24 protein-coding genes and 1 pseudogene are annotated in these 24,924 nt (G+C 61.5%); 19 read left to right on the forward strand and 6 right to left on the reverse strand.

Annotation, left to right across the window (positions count from 1 at the left end; genetic code table 11):
* Positions 1-35: 35 nt before the first annotated feature.
* A pseudogene (locus EVC45_RS01405) lies at positions 36-764 on the reverse strand (transporter substrate-binding domain-containing protein).
* Positions 765-1,106: 342 nt separating this feature from the next.
* On the opposite strand from EVC45_RS01405, the gene EVC45_RS01410 reads away from it, so the two are divergent.
* The 4 genes from EVC45_RS01410 to EVC45_RS01425 are packed head-to-tail and all read left to right on the forward strand — an operon-like array spanning position 1,107 to position 3,068.
* Entirely contained in the window at positions 1,107-1,688 is a 582-nt protein-coding gene (locus EVC45_RS01410; protein ID WP_211193352.1) for an RNA polymerase sigma factor, read from the forward strand.
* A gap of 12 nt (positions 1,689-1,700) precedes the next feature.
* On the forward strand, positions 1,701-2,009 hold the full coding sequence (locus EVC45_RS01415; protein ID WP_129956254.1) for a hypothetical protein: 309 nt from the start codon (positions 1,701-1,703) through the stop codon (positions 2,007-2,009).
* A gap of 2 nt (positions 2,010-2,011) precedes the next feature.
* Positions 2,012-2,308, forward strand: a complete 297-nt coding sequence (locus EVC45_RS01420; protein ID WP_129956255.1) for a 4Fe-4S dicluster domain-containing protein — start codon at positions 2,012-2,014, stop codon at positions 2,306-2,308.
* A 43-nt stretch (positions 2,309-2,351) separates the two neighbouring features.
* On the forward strand, positions 2,352-3,068 hold the full coding sequence (locus EVC45_RS01425) for an O-methyltransferase (RefSeq protein ID WP_129956256.1): 717 nt from the start codon (positions 2,352-2,354) through the stop codon (positions 3,066-3,068).
* A gap of 35 nt (positions 3,069-3,103) precedes the next feature.
* Here EVC45_RS01425 and EVC45_RS01430 read toward each other — a convergent pair whose 3' ends face one another.
* Entirely contained in the window at positions 3,104-4,015 is a 912-nt protein-coding gene (locus tag EVC45_RS01430) for a CHAD domain-containing protein (protein ID WP_168991376.1), read from the reverse strand.
* 245 nt (positions 4,016-4,260) lie between these two features.
* Here EVC45_RS01430 and EVC45_RS01435 point away from each other — a divergent pair, with 245 nt between their 5' ends.
* The gene (locus EVC45_RS01435; protein ID WP_129956257.1) at positions 4,261-4,623 is read left to right on the forward strand and encodes an NUDIX hydrolase; all 363 of its coding nucleotides are present in this window, start codon (positions 4,261-4,263) and stop codon (positions 4,621-4,623) included.
* 120 nt (positions 4,624-4,743) lie between these two features.
* On the opposite strand, the gene EVC45_RS01440 is transcribed toward EVC45_RS01435, so the two are convergent.
* A complete protein-coding gene (locus EVC45_RS01440) occupies positions 4,744-5,985 on the reverse strand; it encodes a cystathionine gamma-synthase family protein (protein WP_129956258.1) in 1,242 nt (413 codons plus the stop codon).
* 315 nt (positions 5,986-6,300) lie between these two features.
* On the opposite strand from EVC45_RS01440, the gene EVC45_RS01445 reads away from it, so the two are divergent.
* On the forward strand, positions 6,301-7,941 hold the full coding sequence (locus EVC45_RS01445; protein WP_129956259.1) for a DHA2 family efflux MFS transporter permease subunit: 1,641 nt from the start codon (positions 6,301-6,303) through the stop codon (positions 7,939-7,941).
* Between the two features lie 10 nt (positions 7,942-7,951).
* Here EVC45_RS01445 and EVC45_RS01450 read toward each other — a convergent pair whose 3' ends face one another.
* Positions 7,952-8,350, reverse strand: a complete 399-nt coding sequence (locus EVC45_RS01450; RefSeq protein WP_129956260.1) for a hypothetical protein — start codon at positions 8,348-8,350, stop codon at positions 7,952-7,954.
* Positions 8,351-8,399: 49 nt separating this feature from the next.
* The gene (locus tag EVC45_RS01455) at positions 8,400-9,395 is read right to left on the reverse strand and encodes an aldo/keto reductase (protein ID WP_129956261.1); all 996 of its coding nucleotides are present in this window, start codon (positions 9,393-9,395) and stop codon (positions 8,400-8,402) included.
* 233 nt (positions 9,396-9,628) lie between these two features.
* Between EVC45_RS01455 and EVC45_RS01460 the strand changes: the two genes are divergently transcribed.
* The 10 genes from EVC45_RS01460 (at position 9,629) to EVC45_RS01505 (ending at position 22,366) form a co-directional block, all read left to right on the forward strand.
* Positions 9,629-10,270 (forward strand): isochorismatase family cysteine hydrolase, encoded by a 642-nt coding sequence (locus tag EVC45_RS01460; protein ID WP_129956262.1) that lies wholly within the window; start codon positions 9,629-9,631, stop codon positions 10,268-10,270.
* Between the two features lie 6 nt (positions 10,271-10,276).
* Positions 10,277-11,122, forward strand: a complete 846-nt coding sequence (locus EVC45_RS01465; RefSeq protein WP_129956263.1) for an AraC family transcriptional regulator — start codon at positions 10,277-10,279, stop codon at positions 11,120-11,122.
* Between the two features lie 44 nt (positions 11,123-11,166).
* On the forward strand, positions 11,167-11,574 hold the full coding sequence (locus EVC45_RS01470) for a DUF2000 domain-containing protein (protein ID WP_129956264.1): 408 nt from the start codon (positions 11,167-11,169) through the stop codon (positions 11,572-11,574).
* A 621-nt stretch (positions 11,575-12,195) separates the two neighbouring features.
* Positions 12,196-13,587: a class I SAM-dependent methyltransferase gene (locus EVC45_RS01475; protein ID WP_129956265.1), complete on the forward strand. Its 1,392-nt coding sequence runs from the start codon at positions 12,196-12,198 to the stop codon at positions 13,585-13,587.
* Between the two features lie 22 nt (positions 13,588-13,609).
* Positions 13,610-14,986 (forward strand): sensor histidine kinase, encoded by a 1,377-nt coding sequence (locus EVC45_RS01480; RefSeq protein WP_129956266.1) that lies wholly within the window; start codon positions 13,610-13,612, stop codon positions 14,984-14,986.
* A gap of 8 nt (positions 14,987-14,994) precedes the next feature.
* On the forward strand, positions 14,995-16,119 hold the full coding sequence (locus tag EVC45_RS01485; protein WP_129956267.1) for a hybrid sensor histidine kinase/response regulator: 1,125 nt from the start codon (positions 14,995-14,997) through the stop codon (positions 16,117-16,119).
* On the forward strand, positions 16,119-17,126 hold the full coding sequence (locus tag EVC45_RS01490) for a response regulator (RefSeq protein WP_129956268.1): 1,008 nt from the start codon (positions 16,119-16,121) through the stop codon (positions 17,124-17,126). Before EVC45_RS01485 ends, EVC45_RS01490 begins: the two co-directional genes overlap by 1 nt.
* A 463-nt stretch (positions 17,127-17,589) precedes the next feature.
* The gene (locus EVC45_RS01495) at positions 17,590-19,944 is read left to right on the forward strand and encodes an alkaline phosphatase family protein (RefSeq protein ID WP_129956269.1); all 2,355 of its coding nucleotides are present in this window, start codon (positions 17,590-17,592) and stop codon (positions 19,942-19,944) included.
* Between the two features lie 220 nt (positions 19,945-20,164).
* Positions 20,165-21,655, forward strand: coding sequence for a cytochrome-c peroxidase (locus tag EVC45_RS01500; RefSeq protein ID WP_129956270.1), 1,491 nt, complete (start codon positions 20,165-20,167; stop codon positions 21,653-21,655).
* A 39-nt stretch (positions 21,656-21,694) separates the two neighbouring features.
* Positions 21,695-22,366, forward strand: coding sequence for a hypothetical protein (locus EVC45_RS01505; RefSeq protein WP_129956271.1), 672 nt, complete (start codon positions 21,695-21,697; stop codon positions 22,364-22,366).
* Between the two features lie 176 nt (positions 22,367-22,542).
* Here EVC45_RS01505 and EVC45_RS01515 read toward each other — a convergent pair whose 3' ends face one another.
* Positions 22,543-22,821 (reverse strand): hypothetical protein, encoded by a 279-nt coding sequence (locus EVC45_RS01515; protein ID WP_129956273.1) that lies wholly within the window; start codon positions 22,819-22,821, stop codon positions 22,543-22,545.
* A gap of 489 nt (positions 22,822-23,310) precedes the next feature.
* On the opposite strand from EVC45_RS01515, the gene EVC45_RS46120 reads away from it, so the two are divergent.
* The 3 genes from EVC45_RS46120 (at position 23,311) to EVC45_RS47865 (ending at position 24,758) form a co-directional block, all read left to right on the forward strand.
* Complete coding sequence (locus EVC45_RS46120) at positions 23,311-23,814, forward strand: PAAR domain-containing protein (protein ID WP_211193353.1); 504 nt, start codon at positions 23,311-23,313, stop codon at positions 23,812-23,814.
* Positions 23,815-23,816: 2 nt separating this feature from the next.
* Complete coding sequence (locus tag EVC45_RS01525; protein ID WP_129956274.1) at positions 23,817-24,266, forward strand: hypothetical protein; 450 nt, start codon at positions 23,817-23,819, stop codon at positions 24,264-24,266.
* Positions 24,267-24,521: 255 nt separating this feature from the next.
* Positions 24,522-24,758, forward strand: coding sequence for a 3D domain-containing protein (locus EVC45_RS47865; RefSeq protein WP_373682970.1), 237 nt, complete (start codon positions 24,522-24,524; stop codon positions 24,756-24,758).
* The last annotated feature ends 166 nt before the right edge of the window (positions 24,759-24,924 follow it).

Raw genomic sequence — 24,924 nt, forward strand, 5'->3', positions numbered from 1 at the left:
GCGCGATAGATTGGCGCCGCCCTCGACGCGAGGGCTCAACCCGCGAGAGCGGGATCAATCTCGTTGTGTGTCAGACCGAATCCCGCCATGCGAGCACGATGGTCCGGTGAGCCTAGATAGGAACGAAGGGCTTTGTTGACTGCCTGGATCAGCTCGCTGTTTCTTCTATTGAACGAGAATGCCCCGAGCGGAGGCTTTTGCTGCTTGCCCTTCATTTCCGGTTCGTGCTCAACGGCTTCGAGTTTGAATCTGCGATCCGGTTCGCCACTATCCGATTTCCCAGCGCCGTGCTCGCATATGCATCGATGGCGCCACAGAGAACCGCTTCGAGAGTGTCGGCCTGATGCTCGAAGACGGCTATCTGGTGTTCGCTCACCCCTGACGCTCTCGCTGTCTCGTGCTGCACCTGTCCGGCTATGATGCCAAGGCGCGCATCCGGGCGTTTGGCAAGTGACACGTAGCTGTCGAGCGCTTTCGGGTTGCCGGTCCGAACCAGAAAGCCGTCCGCGATTCCCCACACCGGGATGCTGAAAGCAAGCCTGTCTGCGCGTTCACGAGTGACGAAGAGCGGAACGTTCATATCCCACCTGCCTGCTTCAACGCCGGGTAAGAGTTCACTACGACGTCAGACGATGCTCGATCCGGGTTACACCGATCGTCCGAAGAACCGCGTCGGCCAATTCGATGTCGGTGCCCGTAGCAGTACCATCTGCTTCCGTCCAGCCGAACGGGGGTTCTTCGATGTACGCAATCGTTACCTTCATCGCTGAGTCTCGCGAACTGGGAACGGCCATCAAATCCAGCACCGATTGCTAGCGATTCTACTTGTATGCGCGATTGTCGCTTTTTGACCGTGCTCTGCCGGATCTGCCGAAAATGACCGTCGCGGCTTTCGTTGCACCGAACGCGGTTATGCTTGGACCGGGCGCGACGCCCAAGGACGTTGGCTGGATTCCGAGGCATCGCTACGGAAACGCACCCACTTCTTCCTGTTACTTGATGGCCACGATCCCTTTACGCACTGCTTCGAGCGCACCGGCAGTCGCTCGACGAAATATTTCTCGCGCTCGCCACAATATTCGCGCGTCTGAAACGTCTTCAGGCGCATGGAACCGCCACGCACCTCGCACCCGATGACCGACCGAGACAGCGACATCACCGCAACCGTGGTGCGTGAGCGCACGAGGCTCGTCAATTTCATCCGGCGTCGAATCCGCGACCCGGACGACGCCGAGGACATCCTGCAGGATGTGTTCCACGAATTCGTGCAGGCTTACCGGCTTCCCGCTCCGATCGAACAGGCGAGCGCGTGGCTTTTTCGTGCCGCACGTAATCGCATCATCGATCGCTTTCGCAAGAAGAAAGAGCAGCCGCTGACGGATCTGCCCGGCGTCGAAGACGACGCCAGCAGCGAGTATCGCCTCGACCTCGCACTACCGGCGCACGATGCGGGTCCCGAAGCCCTCTACGCTCGCGCTCTGTTGCTCGAGGCCTTGCAGGATGCGCTCGACGAGTTGCCGCCGAATCAACGGGAGGTATTCATCGCGCACGAGCTCGAAGGGCGGTCCTTCAAAGACATGGTGGCGGAGAGCGGGGTCACGCTCAACACGCTGCTCGCGCGCAAACGCTACGCGGTGCTGCATCTGCGCGTCCGACTGCAGGCCATTTATGACGAACTGGATATTTAGAGGAGTCGACGGATGAAGTTTCGAATCAGATGTATGGGTAAAGCACTGCTGGTGCTGGTCGCAATTGGCGTGCTCGGGTGGGTGGTCATGACGCTATGGAATTGGGTGATTCCGGCGCTATTCGTTGGCGCCCGTGCGATCGATTACGCACATGCGTTGGGCTTGCTGGTTTTGAGCCGCATCCTGTTTGGCGGATTCCGCGGACATGGCGGCTGGCGCGGACGGCGTCACTGGCGCAAATGGGAAGCGATGACGCCTGAAGAACGCGAGCACTTTCAGACGGCATGGCGATCGGGCCGCGACCGGCGCGCGGGAGACTGAACATGCGCGACAAATCGACGGGCGACTGCAAACAGAAGCCGGGTGTGATTGCGCCCGTCGTCGACCTGAAACGCTGCGAAGGCAAGGGCGATTGCGTGGAGGTTTGTCCCGAGAATGTGTTTGAGATCCGCCGCATCGATGAGGTTGACTATCTCAGCCTCGATCTGATGCATCGCCTCAAGCTACGCGTGCATCGGATGAAAGTCGCCTACACACCGAACGCGCACGCCTGCCGGTCGTGCGGTCTTTGCGTGACGGCATGCCCCGAACACGCGATCAAGCTGGCCAGAACGGCATAGCTGCATACGTCATCAGCATGATCGACCTTGTCAAGGAGCGCACATGGCTTCATCAACGACAGACCTTCTGCGACGGCTTCACGAACAGAGCCAGACAGAAGTGATAGCTCGCGCACGCGCGCAGTTCCAGGGATCGAGCGAGGAGTTTCTGACTCTCGCGGAGGAATACGAAACGCTCGTACCTCGACTCCGCGGACGGTTTCTCGAAACGCTCGGGCTATCAGGCGAGGACTTCGAATCCTCGCAAGGCACTCCGTTATCGTTAGCCGTGTCGGCGGAAACGGGCAGGTTTTTGCGCAACATGGTCCTTTCGCACAAACCAGCCCGAATTCTCGAACTCGGCAGTTCCTGCGGCGTGTCCACGTTGTATTTCGCCGAGGCTCTTCGCACATTGGGCAGTGGCATGGTCGTAGCAACGGAACTCGATGCCGACAAGTGCGCACGACTTCGGACCCACGTCGCAATGTCGGGCGTAGGCGCTTATGTCGACGTGCGGGAGGGCGATGTATTCCAGACCGTTGCCGGACTGGACGGCACTTTCGACATGGTATTTATCGACGTATGGGCCGATACCTATCTGCCTCTGTTCAGGCAGATCGAGCGCCTGCTGCGCCCCGGATCTATCGTCCTCGCCGACAACATGTACACAGCCGAGGACGCCGTTCGGCCATACAAGCGCTATCTCGACGACGATCCACGCTTTTCGACCACGACGCTGGACTTTGAATCGGGAGTCGAGTTTACGGTCGTCGTGTCTTAGGCTGATGAAGGAGTGGACGCGGTCCGGAAGCCGGTTTACTCAGAAAGAGCCCGGACCCGCCGCGATGCCGCGCGCATCCGTTGGTACTTCTGTTCTTCTAACCATTGCAGCGATTCCTGCACGACCTCGGCCGGAACCTCGCTGAATGACGCGCCGCGAATCAGTGCCGCGCTTGCGGCAATGTCGTTGAACTGCCCTAGCTTGTCCTGCACGGATGTCAACTGCCTGATAGTGCGACCGCGTCCGCCTTTGATCACGGGTTGAAAAAACTCGAGCAGATACCTTAGCTTTTTGCCCGCCTTTCTAACATCGTGAAGATGCTCTTCGTGAGTGTCCTCGCTACGTGCCGCGCGTCTGCTGCGCCTTTGAAGTGTGCGCTGCGCCAGACGGACGCGCTTCTCGGCGAACGCCCGAATGGTTAGACCGTCGCAGCGCGACAGCAGTGTGGTTTGTGCGCGAAACAGGACATCGTTCAGGAACGCCTCGACATCGTCGCTTTTGATCATCGTCTGGCTATGCTCCACCGCCTGCGCGCGCTTCTCGCGCGCTGCGGTCACGAGCAGTTCGATCGAGGCGCCGGACGCCTGGGCGGCTCTCAACAGATCGCCTGCGATGTCCCAATCGCGCGTTCCGCCTGCCACGGCCGCAAGACGCTTGAATTCTTCGGTGGCTTGCGCGGTCGATTCCTCTCCGAGGTATGGGGAGTACGCCCAGTACAAAGCCCGAAGCTTCCTGAAAGCGACGCGAAGCTGATGAAACCCTTCTGCATCGCTCTGCGTGGATAGCTCTTTTGCCCTTTGCACGGCTTCGGCCACCACCGGCGCCGCCAGCGACGAGAAGGTACTGGCAATGGAACTCGTCTTTGAGAGTGAAGAACCGGTCGGCCGACGGTTGACTTTGAAGAGAGTGTTTGGCCGTGGCAATGACCAGTCACCATCCATATCCATTGCAGCCTCGCGTCGAATAGAAAATATTCGTGCCCAGACATTACCACACCGAATTCGGACACCGCTATTGTGACGCGCCGATGACACACTTTAAAAGTGCTGCGCGCCTACCATTTTTTCTACTCGAAAACATCACCGGTTTTTGCAGTTCTGTATTAGGATACGCAACTATGTCTAGCGTCGCCCGATCCGCTGCCGCGTCGTGCGCACCTTGAGAATTGCTCGGGCATAAGTGGGAGTTCGGTTTGAAGAAACGCGCCACCGTGATTTGTCGCAGAGGTAAGCGAATCCTCCTGGTCGCACGAAGCCCATCGAAGTGGGCTTTGCCGGGTGGAATTCTCAAGCGCGGAGAACATCGCACGGACGCCGCACTTCGAGAACTCAAGGAAGAAACTCAATTATCCGGGAAGTCAGCGAAGCACCTCTTCGACTTCCGAGGCAAGCAGAAACACCATCACGTGTTTTCCTGCGAAATCCCGAATCGCGCCAAAGCCCGTCCGAGTAACGAAATATCCAGGTGTCGCTGGGTTCACATGGACGACCTCCCTCGCCTGATGACCAGCGGGCCGACGACCGATATCGTGAAGCTGATGCGGCGCATGAAATAATCTGGATATCCAACGGGACACGCGGTGTCCTACTGCGCCAGGTATTACCGATTGCACTGTCAGAACCTAACCGGGCGAGACCGGCGTCCCGTTTCGCCCGGCATTTCAAAAGCCCGAAAACTACGCCGCCAACTTGAGCGCCTGGGCAAAATCCGCAATCAGATCGTCGGTATCCTCGATGCCCGCCGACAGCCGCAGCATGCCGTCGGAAATACCCATCGCCTTGCGCGTTTCCGCCCCGGCTTCGAAAAAGATCGTCGGCGCGACGGGAATGATCAGCGTGCGCGTATCGCCGAGACCGGTCGCCTTGACCGGCAGCTTGAGCGCGTTGACGACTTCGATCATGCGATCCGCGTTGAGCAATTCGAACGACAGCAGCCACGACGCGCCCTTGAACAGCGTCTGTGCGATCTCGTACTGGGGATGGCTCTTCAAGCCTGGATAGAACACTTTGCCGATCGCTTCGTGCCCTTCGAGAAACTGCGCGAGTGCGAGCGCGTTGTTGCTGCTTTGCTTCACGCGCAACGCAAGCGTTTCCGCGCCCATCGCGATCGAATGCGCCTGCTCGGACGACAATGATGCCCCCATGTCTCGCAGGCCCTTCTTGCGAATCTGCAGAAGACCCTGATCTTTCGCCGGCGAGCGCCGATAGTCGTCGGCGATATTCGGATAGGTGCTCCAGTCGAACAGGCCCGTATCCGTCACCGCACCGCCGAGCGCGGCGCCATGACCCGCGATCGTCTTCGTCAACGAGTTGATGACGAGGCTCGCGCCGACCGCCTTCGGCTTGAACAAGGCGGGCGACGTAATCGTGTTGTCGACGAAGTACACGATGCCGCGCTCGCGACACACGTCACCGATACCTTGCAGGTCGGGAATCTGCGTGCCCGGATTCGCGATGGTTTCGACGAACACCATGCGCGTATTCGGCCGGATTGCGTTCTTCACGTCGTCGGCATTGCATGCGTCGACGGTCGTGACTTCGACGCCGAGCCCCCGCAACGTGCCGAACAGACTGTTGGTGTTGCCGAACACGTAACGGCTCGATACCAGATGATCGCCCGCGCGCAGCAGCGTGAAGAACGTCGCGGTGATGCCGGCCATGCCGGTGCTGAAGCAGACCGTGCCGACGCCTTCTTCGAGGCTGGTGATCTTGCGTTCGAGCGCGGCGGTCGTGGGGGTGCCCTGCCGTGCGTAATTGAAGCCGCCTTTCTTCGTGCCCTGGAACACGCCGATCAGGTCCTCGACGCGCTCGAAACCATATTGCACGGACGTATGAACTGGCTGACGCAGGGCGCCGTGCTCGGTGCCCGCGATTCTGTCGCCGTGAACGATGCCAGTGGTGAAACCTTGCTTGTCCATTCCTTCTCCGCTTTTTCAGATCGATTGCTCCGACCGATTATCGCCTGTAACCGTGCGCCCGCGAAGTCTTTGGCGCCCCGCCGGGCGGCGCCGGGCACCCCGCATGGGCGAAGCCCACCCCGGGATGTCGCGCGGCTGGCGGTGTTCCCCGAGCCTCGACCGACGGCCGACGAGGTTGCCAGCTTGCCGGCGTCCGACTACCTTTTCCGTGGATGCAAGGTTTTTGCCAGCAAAGCGTACGTCTTCTCCGGGGTCGACTAGCCCCGGTGGCACACGAACAGACCCTGGTCACTGCCGACCAGCACGGGAGCGAACATGGCCAACCCGGATCACCCTGGTAGCAAGCCGACGACGGCGCACGTCATCGCCGCGCAGGCGAGCCCGTGCGACGAACTCGTCATCCGCTCGCAGCCCACCAAAACCGACCGCCCGTGCCAGCGCAAGCGGCTCGCGCTCGCAGCGACGATCGCCGGTTCGAGCATGGCGTTCATCGATGGCTCCGTCGTCAACGTCGCGCTGCCGTCGATTCAGAGCGAACTCGGCGCGAGCGTCGCGGCGATGCAGTGGGTCGTCAACGCGTATCTGCTGTTTCTCGGTTCCCTCGTGCTGGTGGGCGGATCGATGGGCGACTTGCTGGGCCGGCGCACGGTGTTCATCGCGGGCGTCGGGCTTTTCACGCTGGCGTCGGCCGCTTGCGGGTTCGCGCCGAATACGTCTGCGCTGGTGGCCGCGCGCGCGGTTCAAGGCATCGGCGCGTCACTGCTCGTACCCAGCAGCCTCGCGATCATCGGCGCGGTGTTCGATGACGCGGCGCGAGGGCGGGCGATCGGCACCTGGGCGGGCGTCGGCGCGATCACGTCGGCGCTGGGGCCGGTGGCGGGCGGCTGGCTCGTCGACGCGTGGTCGTGGCGCGCGATCTTCTTCCTGAACCTCCCGCTCGCCGCGCTGACGATCGCGCTCGCCATCGTGGCGGTGCCCAACAGCCACAAGCCCGATGCGCCTCGACAGCTCGACTGGCCCGGCGCGCTGACCGTGGCCGCGGGACTGGCCGCGCTCACGTTCGGCCTGACCGAGGCAGCGGCGAGTGGCTTCGCGCATCCGCTCGTATCCGGTTCGATTGGAGTGGGCGTGCCGCTGCTCGCGGCATTCGTGATCATCGAAGCGCGCAGCCCTAACCCGATGGTGCCGCTCGAGCTGTTTCGCTCGCGCGATTTCATGGGCGCCAACCTCGTCACACTGCTGCTTTACTTCGGCCTTGGCGGCGCGTTCTTCTTCCTGCCGTTCACGCTGATCCGCGCGCATGGCTACACCGCGACCGAAGCGGGCGCGGCGCTGTTACCGGTGCCCTTCATCATCGGTTTGCTGTCGCGCTTCACTGGCGGTCTGACGAGCCGCTTCGGTCCGCGTGCGCTGCTGACCGTTGGCCCGGGCGTCACCGGAATCGGCTTCACGTTGCTCGCGCTGCCGTTCGTGCGCGGAAGCTATTTGACGGGGTTTTTCCCTGCGCTCGTCGTGCTCGGGCTCGGTATGACGATCACCGTTGCGCCGCTCACCACGACCGTGATGGGCGCGGTGCCGAGCGACCGCACAGGGGTGGCGTCCGGCATCAACAACGCCGTGGCGCGCGTGGCGGCCCTGCTGGCGATTGCGGTGCTCGGTATCGTATTCGTGTGGTCGCACCAGGCGGCACTATCGGCACGCCTCGACGAACTGCACGTGCCGCAAGATGCACGCCAGGCCGGACAACTGCTGGCGCCGGTCGAGCAAGGCGGAGCGACCGCGAGCGCCACTCATCCGCCGCGCGAGACAGCCGTGGCGCGCGCGCAAGCCGACGCGATCACCGACGCGCTGCGCGCCGTCGCGCTCGTCTGCGCCGCGTGTGCGTTCGCCGGAGCGGGGCTTGCGACAGCCACCATCCAGCCGCTGAAACGGCCGGCGACAGCGCGCGCGGAGTGAGCTACGAAACTCAGTGGTGAACGGGCCGCATCGCCGATCCCGTCGGCCGGATCACCGCGGCCGCTCGCGCCTCGATTCTTGCCGCGGACGAGGTGGGTTGCGGCGGATTGGTTGCGCTGTCGTACCCGTTCATCTGTTCATCGATGATGAAGTCCGCGACTCTCATCGCATCCATCGAGTTGCCGTCCACGTCGTACCACTCGCGCATCGCGCGATTGACTTTGGTTAGCGCGGTGACGGCAAGCAGTATCGCGTCGGTCTCGGTGATCTTGCCTTCGAGATCGTCTACGAGGTAATCCGCAACCCGTAGAGCCGCGTCGATCAGATTGCTGTCGTCGCTCAAGTCCGTCAATACCGCATGAACCACTGCGAGGCAAGCATCTTTGCGTGCAAGTGCGATGTCTGTCATGAGGCTCTCCAGAGTCGAGGGAACGGGTTGGCGAACTGTGGCGTTGCCTTTACCAGCGCTGGTGGACGTGAGGCGCGATATGGTGCCGATAGACTTCCCGCGCGCGTTGCATGACCTCGTCGGACAGCGGCGCGAGGTTTGCGGCCGATACGTTCGACGCCGCCTGGGCCGCGTTCTTGCTGCCGGGGATGATGACGGAGACCGCCTCGTCCATCAGGATCCAGCGCAGAGCCAACTGCGCCATCGAGGCGCCCACAGGTACCAGGCCGCGCAATTCGTCGACCGCCTTCAACGCGACGTCGTAGGGTACGCCGGAGAAGGTTTCGCCGACGTCGAACGCCTCGCCATGCCGATTGAAGGCGCGATGGTCGTCCGACGCGAAAACCGAATCCGCGGACATCTTGCCGGTGAGCATGCCGCTAGCCAGAGGCACTCGCGCGATGATCGCCACGTCTTTCTTTTGCGCCTGCCTGAAGAACAGATCGGCAGGACGTTGACGGAACATGTTGTAGATAATCTGCACCGAAACTACGTTCGGATATTCGATCGCCTTCAGCGCTTCTTCCACCTTTTCGACCGACACGCCGTAGTAGCGGATCTTGCCTTTGGCGACGAAGTCGTCCATTGCGTCGAATACCTCGGGACGGTAGTAGACCTCCGTCGGCGGGCAATGCAGTTGGACCAGGTCGAGCGTGTCGACGCCCAGGTTCGACAGACTCCGGTCGATGAAAGCTTCGAGCCCGCTCCTGTTCAGATAGCCGCTGGTCACATGCGGGTCGAGTCGGCGACCGAGCTTCGTGGCGACGATCGGACGGTCGCCGCCTCGTTGCCGCAGTACGTCCCGGATGATCCGTTCCGACCGACCGTCGCCGTAGACATCGGCCGTGTCGATGAACGTGACGCCGTTATCGAGCGCGGCATTCAGCGCGGCCTTGGCGTCATCTTCCGCAACGCTGCCCCACGAACCGCCGATCGCCCATGCCCCAAAACCGATTTCGGACACATTCCAACCGGTACGGCCAAATTTTCTCGTCGAAAGCGTCATCTGGATGCTCTTCCTCTATTTTTTTGCGGAGTTACGTCGCAGGCGCCCGATCATCCCTGCGGGAGTGCCGGCGACCTTTGTACATAGTGTAGCAAGTGGTCAGGGCCGTTGACGTGGTGTGTGCGTCGGGGCGGAGTCGATGATCGCCCGGGAGATGCGATGAAGTATGATTTCCATGGCTTCGACGCTGTCGCTCCAACAACAGGACGTGGAACCCGTATAAAGGTGGTGTAATGACAGGCAACGCAGGTTCTGGCGGCATCGCGCACGACGGCCTCGGCGGCACGCGCGAAGAGCGCACGAGTGCACGGATCCCGGCCATCGCGCCGTCGCGAACCGCGCTGATCGTCATGCACTACCAGACCGACATTCTCGGACTCTTTCCATCGGTGGCGCCGGCGTTGCTCACCCATACGCGCAGGTTATGCGATGCGGCCCGGAGCAAAGGCGTCGGCGTCTATTTCGCCAATCTCCGCTTCAGTCCGGGCTATCCGGAAATCAGCCCGTTGAACAGGAATGGCCAGGGAATCAAAAGTCTCGGCCTGTTCCTCGAAGACCGTACCGCGCCCGAGTTGGCCCAGCGGGACGACGAACCGCTGGTCATCGCGCATCGTGCGAGCGTGTTTTTCGGCACCGATCTGGAGGCGCAACTTGCCGGGCAAGGTATCGATTCGCTGATCATGGTCGGTATCGCGTCGACGGGAGTCGTGCTTTCCTCGGTCGCCTACGCGAGCGACGCGGACTTCCGCCTGTATACGGTCAAGGATTGCTGTTACGACCCGGATCAGGTGGTACATGAGCATCTGTTCTCTACCGCATTCGATTCACGCACGACGGTGCTGTCACTCGCGGATGCGCTACGGCTGCTCGCGTAGACCGCCATGCCCACTCCACTCAGTCCCGCCAACTGGCTAACCGCTCGCCGCGATGCCGAAACCGGCATCGAGAGCCTGCGCGCGCATTTCAGCGGCCACGCCTACGATCCGCACGATCACGACGACATGTTGATCGGCTACACGGAGCAGGGCGTGCAGCGCTTCCAGTGCCATCGGTCGTTGCACACGAGCGTGCCGGGCCGCGCGATTCTGATCGAACCGGGCGCGCTGCACGACGGCCACGCGCCCGAAGCGGGCGGCTTCACATACGCGATGCTGTATCTGCCGCAGGCCTGGGTCGAACGCGCGGCGCGGCGGCTCGATCTGCCGGGACTGGCCGGCGTCGAGGCGGCGTTCGGCCATACGCTCGTCGATGACCGCGCGCTCGTCGATGCGATCCGGCAAGCCTTCGTCGCGATTCACGGCAACGAGGGCCGGCTCGCGCGCGATGAGACGCTCGATCGTCTGCTGCTGCAACTCGGCGCCCAGCTGCGCGACCCGCCGCTCACCGGCGATGCCGCGGCGTCGCCCGCGATCGCGCGGGTGCGCGATCTGTTGCACGAACATCTGGACGGCAACCTCGGGCTCGACGAACTCGCCGAAGCTGCCGGCATCGACCGGTTCCGGTTGACGCGTCTGTTCCAGCGCGCGTTCGGCACGTCACCGCACGCGTATCTGGTGCGCGTGCGCCTGCGCGCCGCGCGGCGCCTGCTCGCAACCGGCCGCACTCCCGCGCAGGTTGCCGCCGAAGTCGGCTTTGCCGATCAGAGCCATCTTGGCCGCTGGTTTCGTCGCGCGTACCGGATGACGCCGGCGGCGTACCGGCAGATGTGCACAAACGTTCCAGACTGATCGCGCGGCATCGTCGATCATGAGCGGCTCAACGAGGAGTCATCATGTTCGATACCAAAGTGGCGCTGATCGTGCGCAGCGATCTCGCGGTCTGGCAGAAGCTCAATGTGGTCGCGTTTCTCGCGACCGGCGTCGCGGCGGCGGCGCCCGATGCGCTGGGCGAACCCTACGAGGATGCCGCCGGGCACCGCTACGGCCGCATGCTCGGCCAGCCGATGATGGTGTTCGCCGCCGACAGGTCCGGTCTGCAGGGCGTGCATCGGCAGGCGCTGTCGCGCGAACTCGGAATCGTGCCATATGTGCACGCAATGTTTTCGACGGGGCATGACGCGGCGAATCGCGCAGTGTTTCGCGCCGAGGATGCGGCGAATCTCGACCTCGTCGGTCTCGCACTGCACGGACCGAAGAAAGCCGTCGATAAAGCCGTGAAAGGCTTGGCCTTGCACGAATGAGTCAGCGAGTGCGCGAGCCGCTCGATTGTCGACGTTATTCGCGCAGAAGCTCAAAAAAAGAGAAACATTTGCCGCCCCGCACGCGAATTGCGTTAAAACAAAAATGCTTATTCGGCGCATCCGCGGGGCATCAATTGCCGTTTCATTTCACTGCGTTTCGAGTCTCGAAACCGCATCGCGCTGAAAGCGCTGGTCCATCCAAAGGGCATAGGCCAGAAAGGCACGAGTAACGCACCCCCGTCAATAGCGGATCGTGCCGCCGTCGTGGCAATGGGATCGCAAGCCTTTGTCGAACAACGAATTGTCGGCGATTGCACCCGGGCGATTACCAACTCGGTTCAAATGGTTATTTGCAAAAACGGCTTTTCTATAGCATGGACATGCTCGCAAGAAAACCTTGCATATACGTTTCATTCTGAATTTGGCCTCAGTCAGAATTGAACCTGTGGTGTTACACTGCATCCCGCTGGATGCCATTCTGGCAAAGGGCTTTGGTGTTTCCAGCTCAACTGTGGTTTGAAGCGCGTCCACGACTTGTCGCTGGTGTCGTGCGCGCGGCAGCCATTCACTGGACTTCTCCAACACCCTGCTGCGTTCCCGGATTCCTCAGGTACTAATACCGTGTACTCTCAAACGCAAATCGACCCGGTGGTCAGCTTCCGCAACTCGCAGCGCGAGCATGTGCGAGGGACGATCATTAACCTCCAGAGAAAGTCGTTGGTCATGGAGGTCTATAACCCCTATTCCATCGTGCAGGTCAGCGAGGTGTTAAGCGAGCTGAGCGTGCGCATGGGCACCAAGAATGCCTATCTCGGCAAGGCGGTGGTGGTGAGTCTGGTGAACACCGGTCTCACCGCGGTGGTCTCTCTGGCGCTGATCGACGAATGGCGCGAGCTCAGCGTTCTGCCCAATGAAGCGAAGTCGGTCGGACGGGAAGCGGAACTGTTCATTAGCGACTGGGACGCGCGCTTCAATATCCGGCGCGACTATCAGATCGTCGTGAACGAGATGCGCGCGTTCCTGTCGGAAGTGTCGCGCTGGGTCGAGCAGGTCGATCTGACCGAGAGCTTGCCGAAGGCTGAAGGAGGCAGGCTGCGCGAGGACCTGTTCTACGAGCTTGCCACGCCGATCATGCTCAAGATCAAGTTCTTCCTCGACCGTCTCGAAGAAGAGGCCCAGCGCGTCGACGTCGAAACCGCACCCGTGCATCGCACGTATGCACAGTCGGCACTGCATCCGTTGCTGCTGCGCGCGCCGTTTGTCTATCGCACGTTCACGAAGCCGCTCGGTTATGCGGGCGACTACGAGATGGTCAACCAGATCCTCAGCGATCCGCAGCAGGGACCGACCACTTACTTCCAGATCGTCAATACCGCGTTCCTGCAGGCAGCGGTCGCGACCGCGCACCGCAACCGCATCACGCTGCTGATCGACTACCTGACGCGTCAGGCCGAGGCGGCGCGCGCGGCCGGCAGAACCTTCCGCATCCTCAACGTGGGTTGCGGGCCCGCTTTCGAGATCCAGCGCTTCGTGCGCGAATATCCGCATCCGGAGCTGCTGTCGTTCGAGCTGGTCGACTTCAGCGAGGAAACGCTCGCGTTCACGAAGGACGCGATCGAAAGCTCGGCTCATGCCGCCGGCCATAAAGCCTCGGTGCAAATGGTGCATCAGTCGGTGCACGAGCTGCTCAAGCGTAAGATTTCATCGGACCCCTCCGCGCGCGAATTCGACGCGGTGTACTGCGCGGGTCTGTTCGACTATCTGTCGGACAAGGTCTGCGCGCGTTTGCTGAGTTATTTCGCCGCTCGCACGCGACCCAATGGCCACTTGCTGGTCACCAACGTCCATTCGGCGAATCCGGAGAAGTACGGGATGGAGCATTTGCTCGAGTGGTATCTGATCTATCGGAACGAGAGCGGCATGAGTTCGCTGCTTCCCCCCAACTCCACTGACCAGAAGCTCTATGTCGACGAGACCGGGGTGAATGTGTTCGCGGAAGCCACGATCCTCTGAAACCGTGTCGACATCTTTGTCCATGACTACCAGTCCTTTGCAGAGCGGCTATCAAACCGAGCTGGCCGACTTTCGCGTCACGTTCAGCCGGGGCGGCGCGTGCACCGCGATCGCGCTGGTGCTGCTCGGCGTAGGGCTGGATTACGCGCAGTATCCGCAGCATCAGACGTCGTTCGCACTTGCGCGTCTGCTCGTGTCGTTGATGATCGGCGGCATCGTGGCCTTGCTCGACACCAGCGTGGGGCGGCGGCTGACTCCGTGGCTGACGCTGTCCTGGCTGCTGCTGCCGCAGATGATGATCTCATGGATGATCTGGTGCACCGATGGTGTTCTGTCGCCCTACTATATGGGCCTGAACCTGGCCATCTTCGCGTCCGGCATCGCGTTGCCATTCGGCTTGTGGCAAAACCTCGTGTTCGGCGTGCTGTCCTGCTTTCTGTATCTGCTGGCCTGTCTGTTGCCTCCGCATAACGGTGTGCCGCTCGGCACGATGACCGTCAATGTCCTGCTGCTGCTGTTCGCCGCTGCCGCGAGTGCCGTCTACACCTTCTTCAACGAACGCGTTCGCTTCATGCTGTTTCGCCTGAAGGCCGAGGTGTCCGAGAAGAACGCGGAGGTGTCCGCGAAGAACGCAGAGGTGTCCGCGACGAACGCCGAGCTCGAAGTGACCAATCGCCAGTTGCTCGACATCAAGGGCCAACTGTTGCAGCAGGAAAAAATGGCGGCGATCGGTACGCTCGCGGCGGGCTTGCTGCATGAAGTGAACAACCCGGTGAACTTCTGCCTGATGGCGATCGAGGTTGCGATCGAAGAGCCGATGGCGAAGAAGGAGCCGACGCTGCTGGAATGTCTGGTCGATGCGCGGCAGGGCATGCAACGCATCCAGCACATCGTGTCGGACCTGAAGACGTTCGCGTATCGCAAGCCCGGCGTCGAGGCGGAGCTGGGCACGCCGTTCCTGTTCGAGAAGGCGCTCGATTCGGCGATCCGGCTCGTCGGGCATGAATTGCGCGGCGTCACCGTGACACGCGAGCTGCCTGCGGATACGCTGGTGCAGGGCGACGAGGCGGCCATCATCGGCGTGCTGATCAACCTGCTGTCGAATGCGGTGCTGGCGATGCGCAAGGCGGGCACGCCCGCGCCGGCGATTCATGTCAACGTGAGATGGACGGAAGAGCGCCTGCATGTGACGGTAAAAGACAACGGGCCGGGCATCGCGCCGGAAAATATCGCGCGCGTGTTCGAACCGTTCTTTACCACCCGCGAAGTGGGCCAGGGCCTCGGCCTCGGGCTGTCGATCAGCTATGCGGTGATCGAGCGCCACGGCGGCCTGCTGTTTGCTGAAAGCGAGCTGGGAAGTTGGGCGGCATTCAGTTTCGATCTGTCGCCCGCACCCTGAGAAACACCATGAACGACATCCGACAAACACAGCCCACGCTTCTCTACGTCGACGACGAAGAGCTGGCGTGCAAATATTTCGCCCGCACCGTCGGTGCGGATTACGAAGTCCTGGTCGCGACGAGCAGCGACGAGGCCATCGCCATCCTCGAGCAGGAGAATGCCCGCATCGCGGTGCTGGTCACGGACTTCCGCATGCCGGGGCGCGACGGCGGCGACCTGCTGCGCCAGGTGGCGCTGGAATATCCGCACATCGTGCGGATTCTGGTCACGGCTTACGCAGACGTCGAGATGCTATTGCAGACGGTCAACACCGGCGAAGTGTTCCGCATCCTCGAAAAGCCGCTGAAGCCGGCGGCGGTGCGCGATACGCTGCAACTGGCGTTCGATCGTTACCACGAACGTGCGATGCAGAATCAGCGCCTGATCGCCATCGACGAAACCCTCGCGTTCATCGCGCACGAACTGAACACGCCGCTCGCGGCGATCGCGTTGAACGCGCACAGCATCGAAGATCGCACCGACGCGGAGCGCGATGCGGAAGGCGAAATTCTCGGTGCCGCGAAATCGATGCGCGAGAGCGCGCAGTACTGCATGGCCGTGGTGTCGTCCTTCTGGCGCTCGGTCCACAACGGGCGGCGCAGGCAACTGGAGGGCGACGAGGCGCGCATCGAGAGCACCGCGCATGGGCTGATCGCGGCGTTGCTCGACACGTATCCGCTGACGACCGCGCAGCGCGCGTGGGTGAAGGTCGAGGTCGACAATGACTTTCCCATGGTCACGCAACCGAATCTCGTGGCGCTCGTGCTGTCGTCGCTGTTGTCCAACGCGTTGCGCGCGCTCGCGGATGTGCCGTCGCCGTCGGTGCGCTTTACCGTGACAACGGAACCGCACCCGAGCATCGGCATCTGCGACAACGGGCCGGGGATTCCGCCCGAGATCAAAGACCGCCTGTTGACGGACCCAATTACAACGCACGCGAAATCTGGGGGAAACGGCTTGGGCCTGATTCTATGCAACCGTGTCATGCAGTCCTGTGGCGGCGGACTCAGAATTGAGTCCACGTCGGGGGGCGGCACCACCGTCGTGCTGGATTTCCCCCATATCAAAGGTCAAACGCACAGGAGTTGTTGATGAACGAAGCAAAAGCCACAGAGGAGTTGGCTCCGGCGATCATCTTCGTCGATGACGAAGCTACCGCCGTAAAGTACTTCCAGCGTGCCATCGGAAGCCTGGCGCCGGTCCTGACTGGCGGCTCGGTGGAAGAGGGCAAGGCGCTGCTCGACGAGCACGGCGACCGCGTGGGAGTTCTTGTGTCCGACCAGCGCATGCCGGGCGAGTTCGGCAACGAGCTGCTGCGCTATGCGAGCGAGCGCTTCCCGCATGTCGTGCGGATTCTGACCACCGCGTATTCGGAAATCGATCAGACCGTCGCGGCCGTCAACCTCGGTCACATCCATCGCTACATCAAGAAGCCGTGGGACATTACGGCGTTGCGGATGGAGCTCAAGCAGGCGCTCGAGCTGGCCGAGTTGCGCAAGGAGCGCGATACGCTGGTGCGCGAGAAGCTGGGCGTGCTGCAAAAGCAGGTGGTCGCCACGCGCATCGGTCTGGTGCGTTCGCTGTCGGCCACGCTGATCGGACCCGAGCGCTTCCAGCCGGTCGAAACCTATCTCGCCGCGGCGGTACTCGCCAACGTGCCGAACTCCGAGCCGGACTGGCTGCTGCAGGACTACTCCGATCTGATCGCGGCCGAGAGTGCCCGCAGCGGCGCGTTCGGTCATACGGTGGCGGCGCATCTCGCCACGCTGCGTAATCGTCACGGCGGCGCGAACGTGACCGCGAGCGACGCGCTGGCGGCTCTGGCCGGGTCGCTTTCCGAGGCTGGCATCAATGTGCGCCGCGAAGGCGATGGTCTCGTCTGCGACCAGCCGGCCACACTCGCGGAGTTTCTCGCGGAGCCGGGCAATAACGCGGTGTCCGCCGGACACGCTGCATGGCTGGCGAGCCTTCTGTGGCTCGACGGCAATGACGTTGCATTGCAGCCCGCACGTGAAGGCAATGCGATTGCGTTCCGGCCGGCGCAGCGCGGTAGCGAATTCGCCGCCGATCGCCTCGCCACGTGGATCGAGCAATTCTGATTACTACGCATCGACGGCGCGGCACCTGACGCGCCGATACTCGCACCGGCTTCGCGCTGCAGTCCGCCTCGGCTAGCAGCGCGTCGCTCACCACGGCTCGCACGAGCCGTCCCGACTTCAGTCGCTTCCCCTCGAGCTGCATTCGTCGCAGCAATTCCATTCATTGACAGCCACCCGGCACAGCCGCGTCTGCCGACTCCATCCCTGCGCAACGTCACATTCAATCGAGATATGCTTGGCGCATAATCGCGTCACGCGTCACGTGCGCAATTAACAGACCGACATTTCCGTACGATGAATCATGCACTTTCCATTCAGGTGGAATGGTGACGAACTATTTCATTAAAAATTCCATGTCATAAAAGGGGAACATTGCCGCTCAATAATCCCGCTGCAGAAAAATCATGGATTAGTTCCATTCGGGCGGAAACAGTAGTAATCCAAATCAGCGAGGAATCCCACAATGTCGGTCAGTCCAACATCACGCACAAATCTGCTTCTCACTTCAATCGCGGCTGCCTGCGTCCTCGCAGCCTGCGGCGGCGGCTCCAGTAGCAACGGCACGGCGAGCACCGGCAACAACAACACCGGTACGACGCAACCGACGACTTTTTCGGGTGTCGTGACCGCTGCCAACTTCGTGCCGGGCAACACGTCCGGCAATCCGACCATCAATGCGGGCTATTACGCTGGCGCGACCGTCTGCCTCGATGCGAACGGCAACGGCAAGTGCGATTCGGGTGAAGCCAGCACGACGACCGACAGCAAAGGCCACTTCTCGTTGCAATCGAGCGCGAATGGTCAGCTGATTGCCGACGTCAGCACGAAGGCAACCAACACTGCGAGCGGCTCGGCTGTCGCGAGCCACGTGATCCTGCGCGCCTCGGCTGCGCAGATCGCCGACCAGGGCTCGGCGAACGTCGTGATCAGCCCGATGTCGACGGAAGTGCAGCGTCTGGTCGAAGCGAACGGCACCAGCTACGCGACCGAGAAGGCCAACCTCGCGGCGCGTCTGACAGGTCCGGCGCTAGGCGCGTCGTCGGTGACGGTGAGCGCGACCGATGCGCTCGGCGACGTGAACAAGCTGTCGGGCGCCGAGCAGCAGGCCGTGCTGTTCGAAGCCAACCAGCTCGCGAACCGCTATACGTATGCGACGACCAAGCTCGATCGCGGCGACATGTACCCGGACAACCTCGCGGTAGCGGGCGGTGATCCGTCGATCGTCGGCGTCTCGGGCGTGACCGCGCTGACGGCCGTGAAGTCGACGCAGACGCAAGCGCCGATCACGTACGCGCAGTCGCAACAGGCAGCGTTCAACGTCGAAGGCATTCCGCGTTACGACAACGTGTTCGTGATCATGCTCGAGAACCACAGCGTGGGTCCGGTCACGGGCACGCCGGGTATTCTCGGTTCGACGAACGCGCCGTACATCAACACGTTCCTGAGCAGCAACGCGCAGTTCACGACCTACTACTCGACCGGCAATCCGAGCGAGCCGAACTACACGGCACTCGGCGGCGCGGACGACTGGGGCATCGTCGACGACAACTGGTGGGGCTGCGGCGCGGGCACGACCGGCGCAAACGCACCGACCGATGCAGCATTCGCAGGCGGTACCGCTTCGGATGGCGCACCGCTCGTCGCGACCGGCGCGCTGCCGCCGCTCGACACGGCGCACCTGACGGGCTACACGACGACCGGCGCCTGCTCGACGACTTCGATCGCGAACCACAACGTTCCGGCGCCGAACCTGTTCACGCTGCTGTCGCAAGCGGGCATGACGTGGCGTACCTATAGCGAGTCGATGAACCCGGGTCAGGATCCGCGCGCGGACAGCGTTGCCGAGCCGACGATTTCGGCCGCCTACACGGGTCCGGGCAGCACGGGTACCGCGTTCCCGATGCCGGGCGCGCTGTACAAGACGAAGCACCATCCGGGCATGGCGTATCAGCAGACGCGCAACCTGCCGGAGTTCCACGCCGACAACCGCACGATCTTCGGTACGCAGTACTCGGCCGCCGACCTGGCGGGTTCGAAGGCTTATGCGATCCCGGCGAACTACAACTACGACCAGTTCAGCACCGACCTCGCGACCGGCGACGTGGGTAACGTGAACTTCATCATGCCCGACCAGTGCGACGACATGCACGGCACCGGCTCGGATCCGTCGTGCCTGAGCGGCAGCACCGCGATCGTGCAGCGCGGTGATGACTACGTGCGCCAGGTGGTCGCCAAGATCCAGGCTTCGCCGCTGTGGACCAACCCGAACCGCAAGGTCGCGATCGTCGTGATGTTCGACGAAGGTGAAGGCAGCTCGACCGCATGCTGCGGCTGGAACCCGGTCACGTCGAACGTGAACCAGCAACCGCTGACGTTCGCGAACGGCAAGTACACGCCGACGACGACGGTGCTGTACAACCAGGGCAACCATGGTCACGGCAACTCGGTGTTCGGTGTCGCGACGAACCAGGCGAACCCGAACATCGTGGATAGCGACGAGTACAGCCACTTCTCGTTCGTTCGCACGCTGCAGGACATGTTCCAGATCGCTGACCCGCAGCAGCCGAACACGTACCTCGCTCGTGCGAAGTACACGGAGTCGTTCATCGCTGCGAACATCGCGAACCTGCCGGAACTCGCGGGCAGCTCCGATACGCACTTCGACTCGGTCCGCCCGATGAACCACGCGTACATCACGCCGACAACCTACACGCAGAAGCTGAACATGGTCGACGTGACGAGCACGTCGCTTGCATCGCGTGCCGCTGGTCCTGACGCTTCCCAGACCAACATCTGGTCGCTGAAGTCGGCGAAGTAAGGAGCCGATCCGTATGCGATACGAGCCGGTTCGCCGTCTCGTATCGCAGCCAGATGCGAGTACCGCCTGCTGCCGGGCCACGTATCGAGTGGTCCGGCAGCTTTCCATTTTCGTTCGTCCCATTGCCGCGCGGCCTTAGCGGTACGCGCAGTTAGCCAGGCTTTGCACGAGGCCCAGCCAGGACCGCCCGGCAATCGGACTCAGGTATTAACAAATCGTCATGCGAACACTTACATTGAGCGTGCTGTGCGCGCTCTCCCTGATATTGACCGCGTGCGGCGGCGGTGGCAGCGGCAGCGATGGTGGCGGCGGCTCGAGCCAGACGTCGTCGACGTCGGGCAGCGGCGGCGCGTCGAGCGTGGCGCCGCCCGCGACGGTCACACTGAGCGCCGCGGCGCAGGTCGGCAAACAGCTGTTCTTCGACCAGAATCTGTCGGGCAACAAGAACATGGCCTGCGCGACCTGTCACAACCCGCAATACGCGTATGGGCCGCCCAATAGCCTCGCCGTGCAGCTCGGCTCCGATCCGTCGCTGGCGGGTCAGCGCGCGGTGCCTTCGCTGCGCTACAAGTCGATGACGCCGCCGTATAACGACATCGCGGACAACCCCGACGGCATCACCCAGAATGCGCCCGGCGGCGGCTTCATGTGGGACGGACGCGCGACGACGCTCGCCACTCAGGTATCGTTGCCGCTGCTCAATCCGCTCGAAATGAACAACGCGTCGGCGGCCGACGTCGTGAAGGTCGTGCAGGGCGCGTCGTACGCGTCGCTGTTCCAGCAGGCGTTCGGCTCGGGCGTGTTCGCCAATAGCGACACCGCGTTCACCGACATCGGCCTCGCGCTGCAGGCGTATGAGACGGAAGACCCGAGCTTCGCGCCGTATTCGAGCAAATTCGACCTGTTCGAATCCAACAAGGTGGGCGGCACGTTGACGGCGGCCGAACTGCGCGGCCTCGAACTCTTCAACGACACCGACAAGGGTGCCGGTTGCGTGGCCTGCCACTACGCGGGCGCGAACTTCAACGGCTCGGTGGGTCTGATGACCGACTTCACGTACCAGGCGATCGGTGTGCCGCGCAACGACACGTCGATTCCGGATAATCCCGACCCGATCCCGAGCAACACCAACGCCGCGTTCTACGACCTGGGTCTGTGCGGTCCACTGAATACGATTCACACGCCGGGTACCGCGACGAGCGGCGCGGGTCCGGATTCGCTCACCGGCGTGAACGTGCCCGATCCGTATTGCGGCCGCTTCAAGGTACCGACGTTGCGCAACGTCGCGACGCGCACCGCGTTCTTCCACAACGGCGTGTTCCATTCGCTCGTGCAGGTGCTCAACTTCTACAACACGCGCGATACGAACCCCGAGTACTGGTATCCGAGTACTGGCGGCGATAGCAGCAACATCGTGCAGAACCCGTCGTTTGCGCTGTTCCCGAGCGCCGCGTCCGGCGCGACGGCCACGCCGTTCAACGATCTGCCGGTCGCCTACCAGGGCAACATCGATGAAGAACTGCCGATGGGCCAGGGCCAAACCGATGCGGGCGGCACGACCGCGGCCGACGGCGCTAAGGCGCGGGCGGTTCACTCGACGCCGCAGTTGACGCAGCAGAACATCGCGGATCTGGTCTGCTTCCTGAACACGCTGACGGACGGCTATCAACCGCCCGCCACGGCACCGACCAGCGGCGCCTGCGTGAACTGACGACATTCAACAAAGCAACTCAACCTGAGCAACAACGACATGATGCGACGCTCCACCGCCGCCCGCCTCGCAGGCGGCGCGCTTTCCCTGCTGGCCCTGACGCTGTTCGCCGGCTGTCACGACAAGAGCCAGGACGCGAACCAGGCGAACTTCACGGCCACCATCAACGACTACCTGGCCAAGCGCGGTCACCTGTGCCTCGCCAAATACGACTGGCCGATCTACACGACGACCGAAGACCGCGCCAACGGCACGCGCGACGCGGTGCAGATGCCGGTGCTCGAAAAGCTCGGTCTGGTGGTGGGCAAGGACATGCTGGTCGAACGCGTCGATGCGGATGGCAAGAAGATCACCGCTTCCGCGCGGCAGTATCAGCTGACGCCGGAAGGGCAGAAGTACTATCTGCATATTCCGGAGGTTGTCGCGACTGCTACGTCGCGGGTTACGCATCCGGCGGATCTTTGTGCGGCTTCGTTGTCGCTGGATAAGGTCGTGGGGTGGGAGCGGCCGATGCAGATGGATGGGAAGACGGTGACTTCAGTGATCTATACGTACAAGATCGATCCGGCGCCTTGGGCGAAAGACGCGGACGCGCAACGTGTCTTTCCGATGGTTAAGCGGGTGATCGAAGGGGCGGGGACCATGCAGTTGCGGGAAGGAGTTCATCTGACCGATGAGGGGTGGGTTGCTGATGAGGTTTTTCAGCGGTGATGTAGGGGTGAGCTAGCCCTTGGGCAAGGTTGGGCCTTTTTTCGTTGTTCTGAGTTTCTTGGCCTTTCCTTGCTTTGGTATCGGTTTATTTGCGTTGCCCCTGTGCGGGGCGGCACCTACTTTCTTTGCTGCTGCAAAGAAAGTAGGCAAAGAAGACAGCTTTATACCGCTAGCTCTTAAGCGGGGACCCGGGTTTGCGTGAGGTAGTGGTGCATCTGGAATCTGTGTTCCCGCACATTCAGCCCCGGTGACAAGGCAGTCATTCTTCCGGCGGCGCTGCGCGCGCCGATGCCTTGTTCAGGACCATCAGGCTTTTTTGGCGCATCGCCGAGGCGCTTCTCAAGTCTGATTCTTGGCAGTATTCTCCCTCCCGTCCTCCTGGCGATGCTCTCCAGTTTGAACGGCTTGCGCTTGCCGTCTTCCACCTTTTCAAGAAGCAGGAGCAGCAACTTCAACGCCTGACTATGCTTGGAACCTAATTGTTCAGGATTCCTCCTGTAATAGCGGAAGAAAGTGCGAACAGGAAGCTTCTCGAAGTCGCGCTCGACGCAAAGGACGTCCGAACCGCCGGCTCACGCCTCGCGACGCAGCAGACCTTTTAGTTGACGTGGTGCGAGGCAAAAACGTCAAACTGACGGCTTTGAGTCGATTCGTCAATAATGGGCTAAAGGGCATTTATTCATTCAAGATGCGGCGACTCAATGGCGCCTATTTTTATTGAACTGCGACATCGCCAAGATGCATCTGAAACTGAGAAATCCGAAGTCATCGCAAATTTTTGTCAAATCAGCTTTATCTTGAATTAATGCGGTTGACTGTGCCACCTCTAGACGGTTAATTAATCGAATGTTTCCAAGCGGCGTTGAGGACACCGAGGCCCGCGTGCGGCGAATCAGAACCAAAGCCGCGCGACAACTAACTCTCGAAATCTGTAGGAGAACGTGATGCGAATTTCTGTAGCAAGGGACAACGACTCGACTACGACTGGCGGAATGGTCATTGCAGTAAGCGCGACGATGCGCGACAACGGGAAAAGGCTGGCCTTGGAAGGCGAGCACGCCACCTGCGGCAACTGTAAGGGATCTTGGCCAATGCACGGAACCGGCGACGGGATGAAAAACCGTGGAAAGCGGGTCGTGGTTGATGATGATCGTGTGCTATGCCCCTGCGGAAAGAACCGCGTTATAGCGGGCGCGGATGCCCGCTGTTTCATCAACAAGTCGACCGGCGTAGCGGCAGATAGCTCACCACGGCAAGCTGCGCAAGATGGGCTCTATAACGAGCAATTTACCCTGCTCGATGAAGCACGCCGCCCGCTCGCGGACGTGCGATATCGGATCGTTGTTGATGGAGAACGGGCGATAACGGGGATCACGAACGGCAGTGGTCAAACTGAACGTGTGGCTACGCGCGGCCCATCAATCCTTAGACTTCAACTGGAGAAGTAGGAATGCCGGACACTGCAAGTTGGGTAACGGTTCACGACACTGCATGTACAAACACAAATCCGAACTCATGCGTTGAAGTTCGCATTGCATTGAACCTGTTGTCATGGGAAATTCCGGATAATAGATACGGTGACAAGTTGCCGGTGATTCCATCGTCCGCACGTGTGCACCACGGAAAGATTCTGTACCACCTGCCGATCAAAGCCACAGTCAAAAGCCGCGGCGGCGCACCGCTTTCCGGCCGCATTTTATCGATCAAGAGTAACCGTACGAACGACCACGTACGGTTTGCAAGGCCAACCGATTCGAACGGTTGCGCGATGGTCGTTCTCGAATCGCGGGAACCGGGAGACCTGACGTTATTGGTAGAGGACGAAGATATAACCGCGGTTCCTCTCCGCATAATGCTGAAAGAAGCGTGGTATGAATCTGGTTTTCACATTACGCATTAATTGCGGACGAGCGCGATGCGCACGGCCCATTGGTGCAAGCACGCGGCGTGTCTGGTAGTCACCGCCAAGATTTCTTATACGGAGCGGGCGGCGTACCAATGCAGGGAACGGGCGAAACGTTGGATCATCGCTTTGTCCGTTGGGATGGCGGCGGCGGTGGATGGCATCACAACGCGGCCGGGAACCCGGATATCCTGAAGCATCCCGCTCAAGCGCGGCTGAGTGAAACAGACGCTGCGCACGGTCGATTTGCCGATGTTGTTGCCAATCGATCGATCGCTGTTGATCCGACCGTTATTCCAGGGCGGTCACAGGTTCGCTTCTAGCGACGGTAGCCGGGTTGTCGGTGAGCGGTCGGCAGACGATACGGGCGGGGGTATTCGCGGCGCACATATTGACCATTTCAGCGGTGCGGGGAGCGCAGCCACACGCGAATGGCAGGCGTCAGGTGGTGATCTGCAAAATGCGCGGGTCAAATTCTTGGGCTATTAGATGAAAATTCTGCTTCCTCTTTTGTTGTGCCTCCCGCTTTCCGCTTTCGCGCTAGACGGTACGGGGTCGATAGATTTCAACTCAGCGATCATGCCGCTATTGAATCAGCGCGCGGTCCTGAGGGAATTGGTGCTGTGCAACTTTGATATTGTCAGCGACCCAATGG

The organism is Paraburkholderia sp. UYCP14C (assembly GCF_004197395.1).
Lineage (GTDB): Bacteria > Pseudomonadota > Gammaproteobacteria > Burkholderiales > Burkholderiaceae > Paraburkholderia.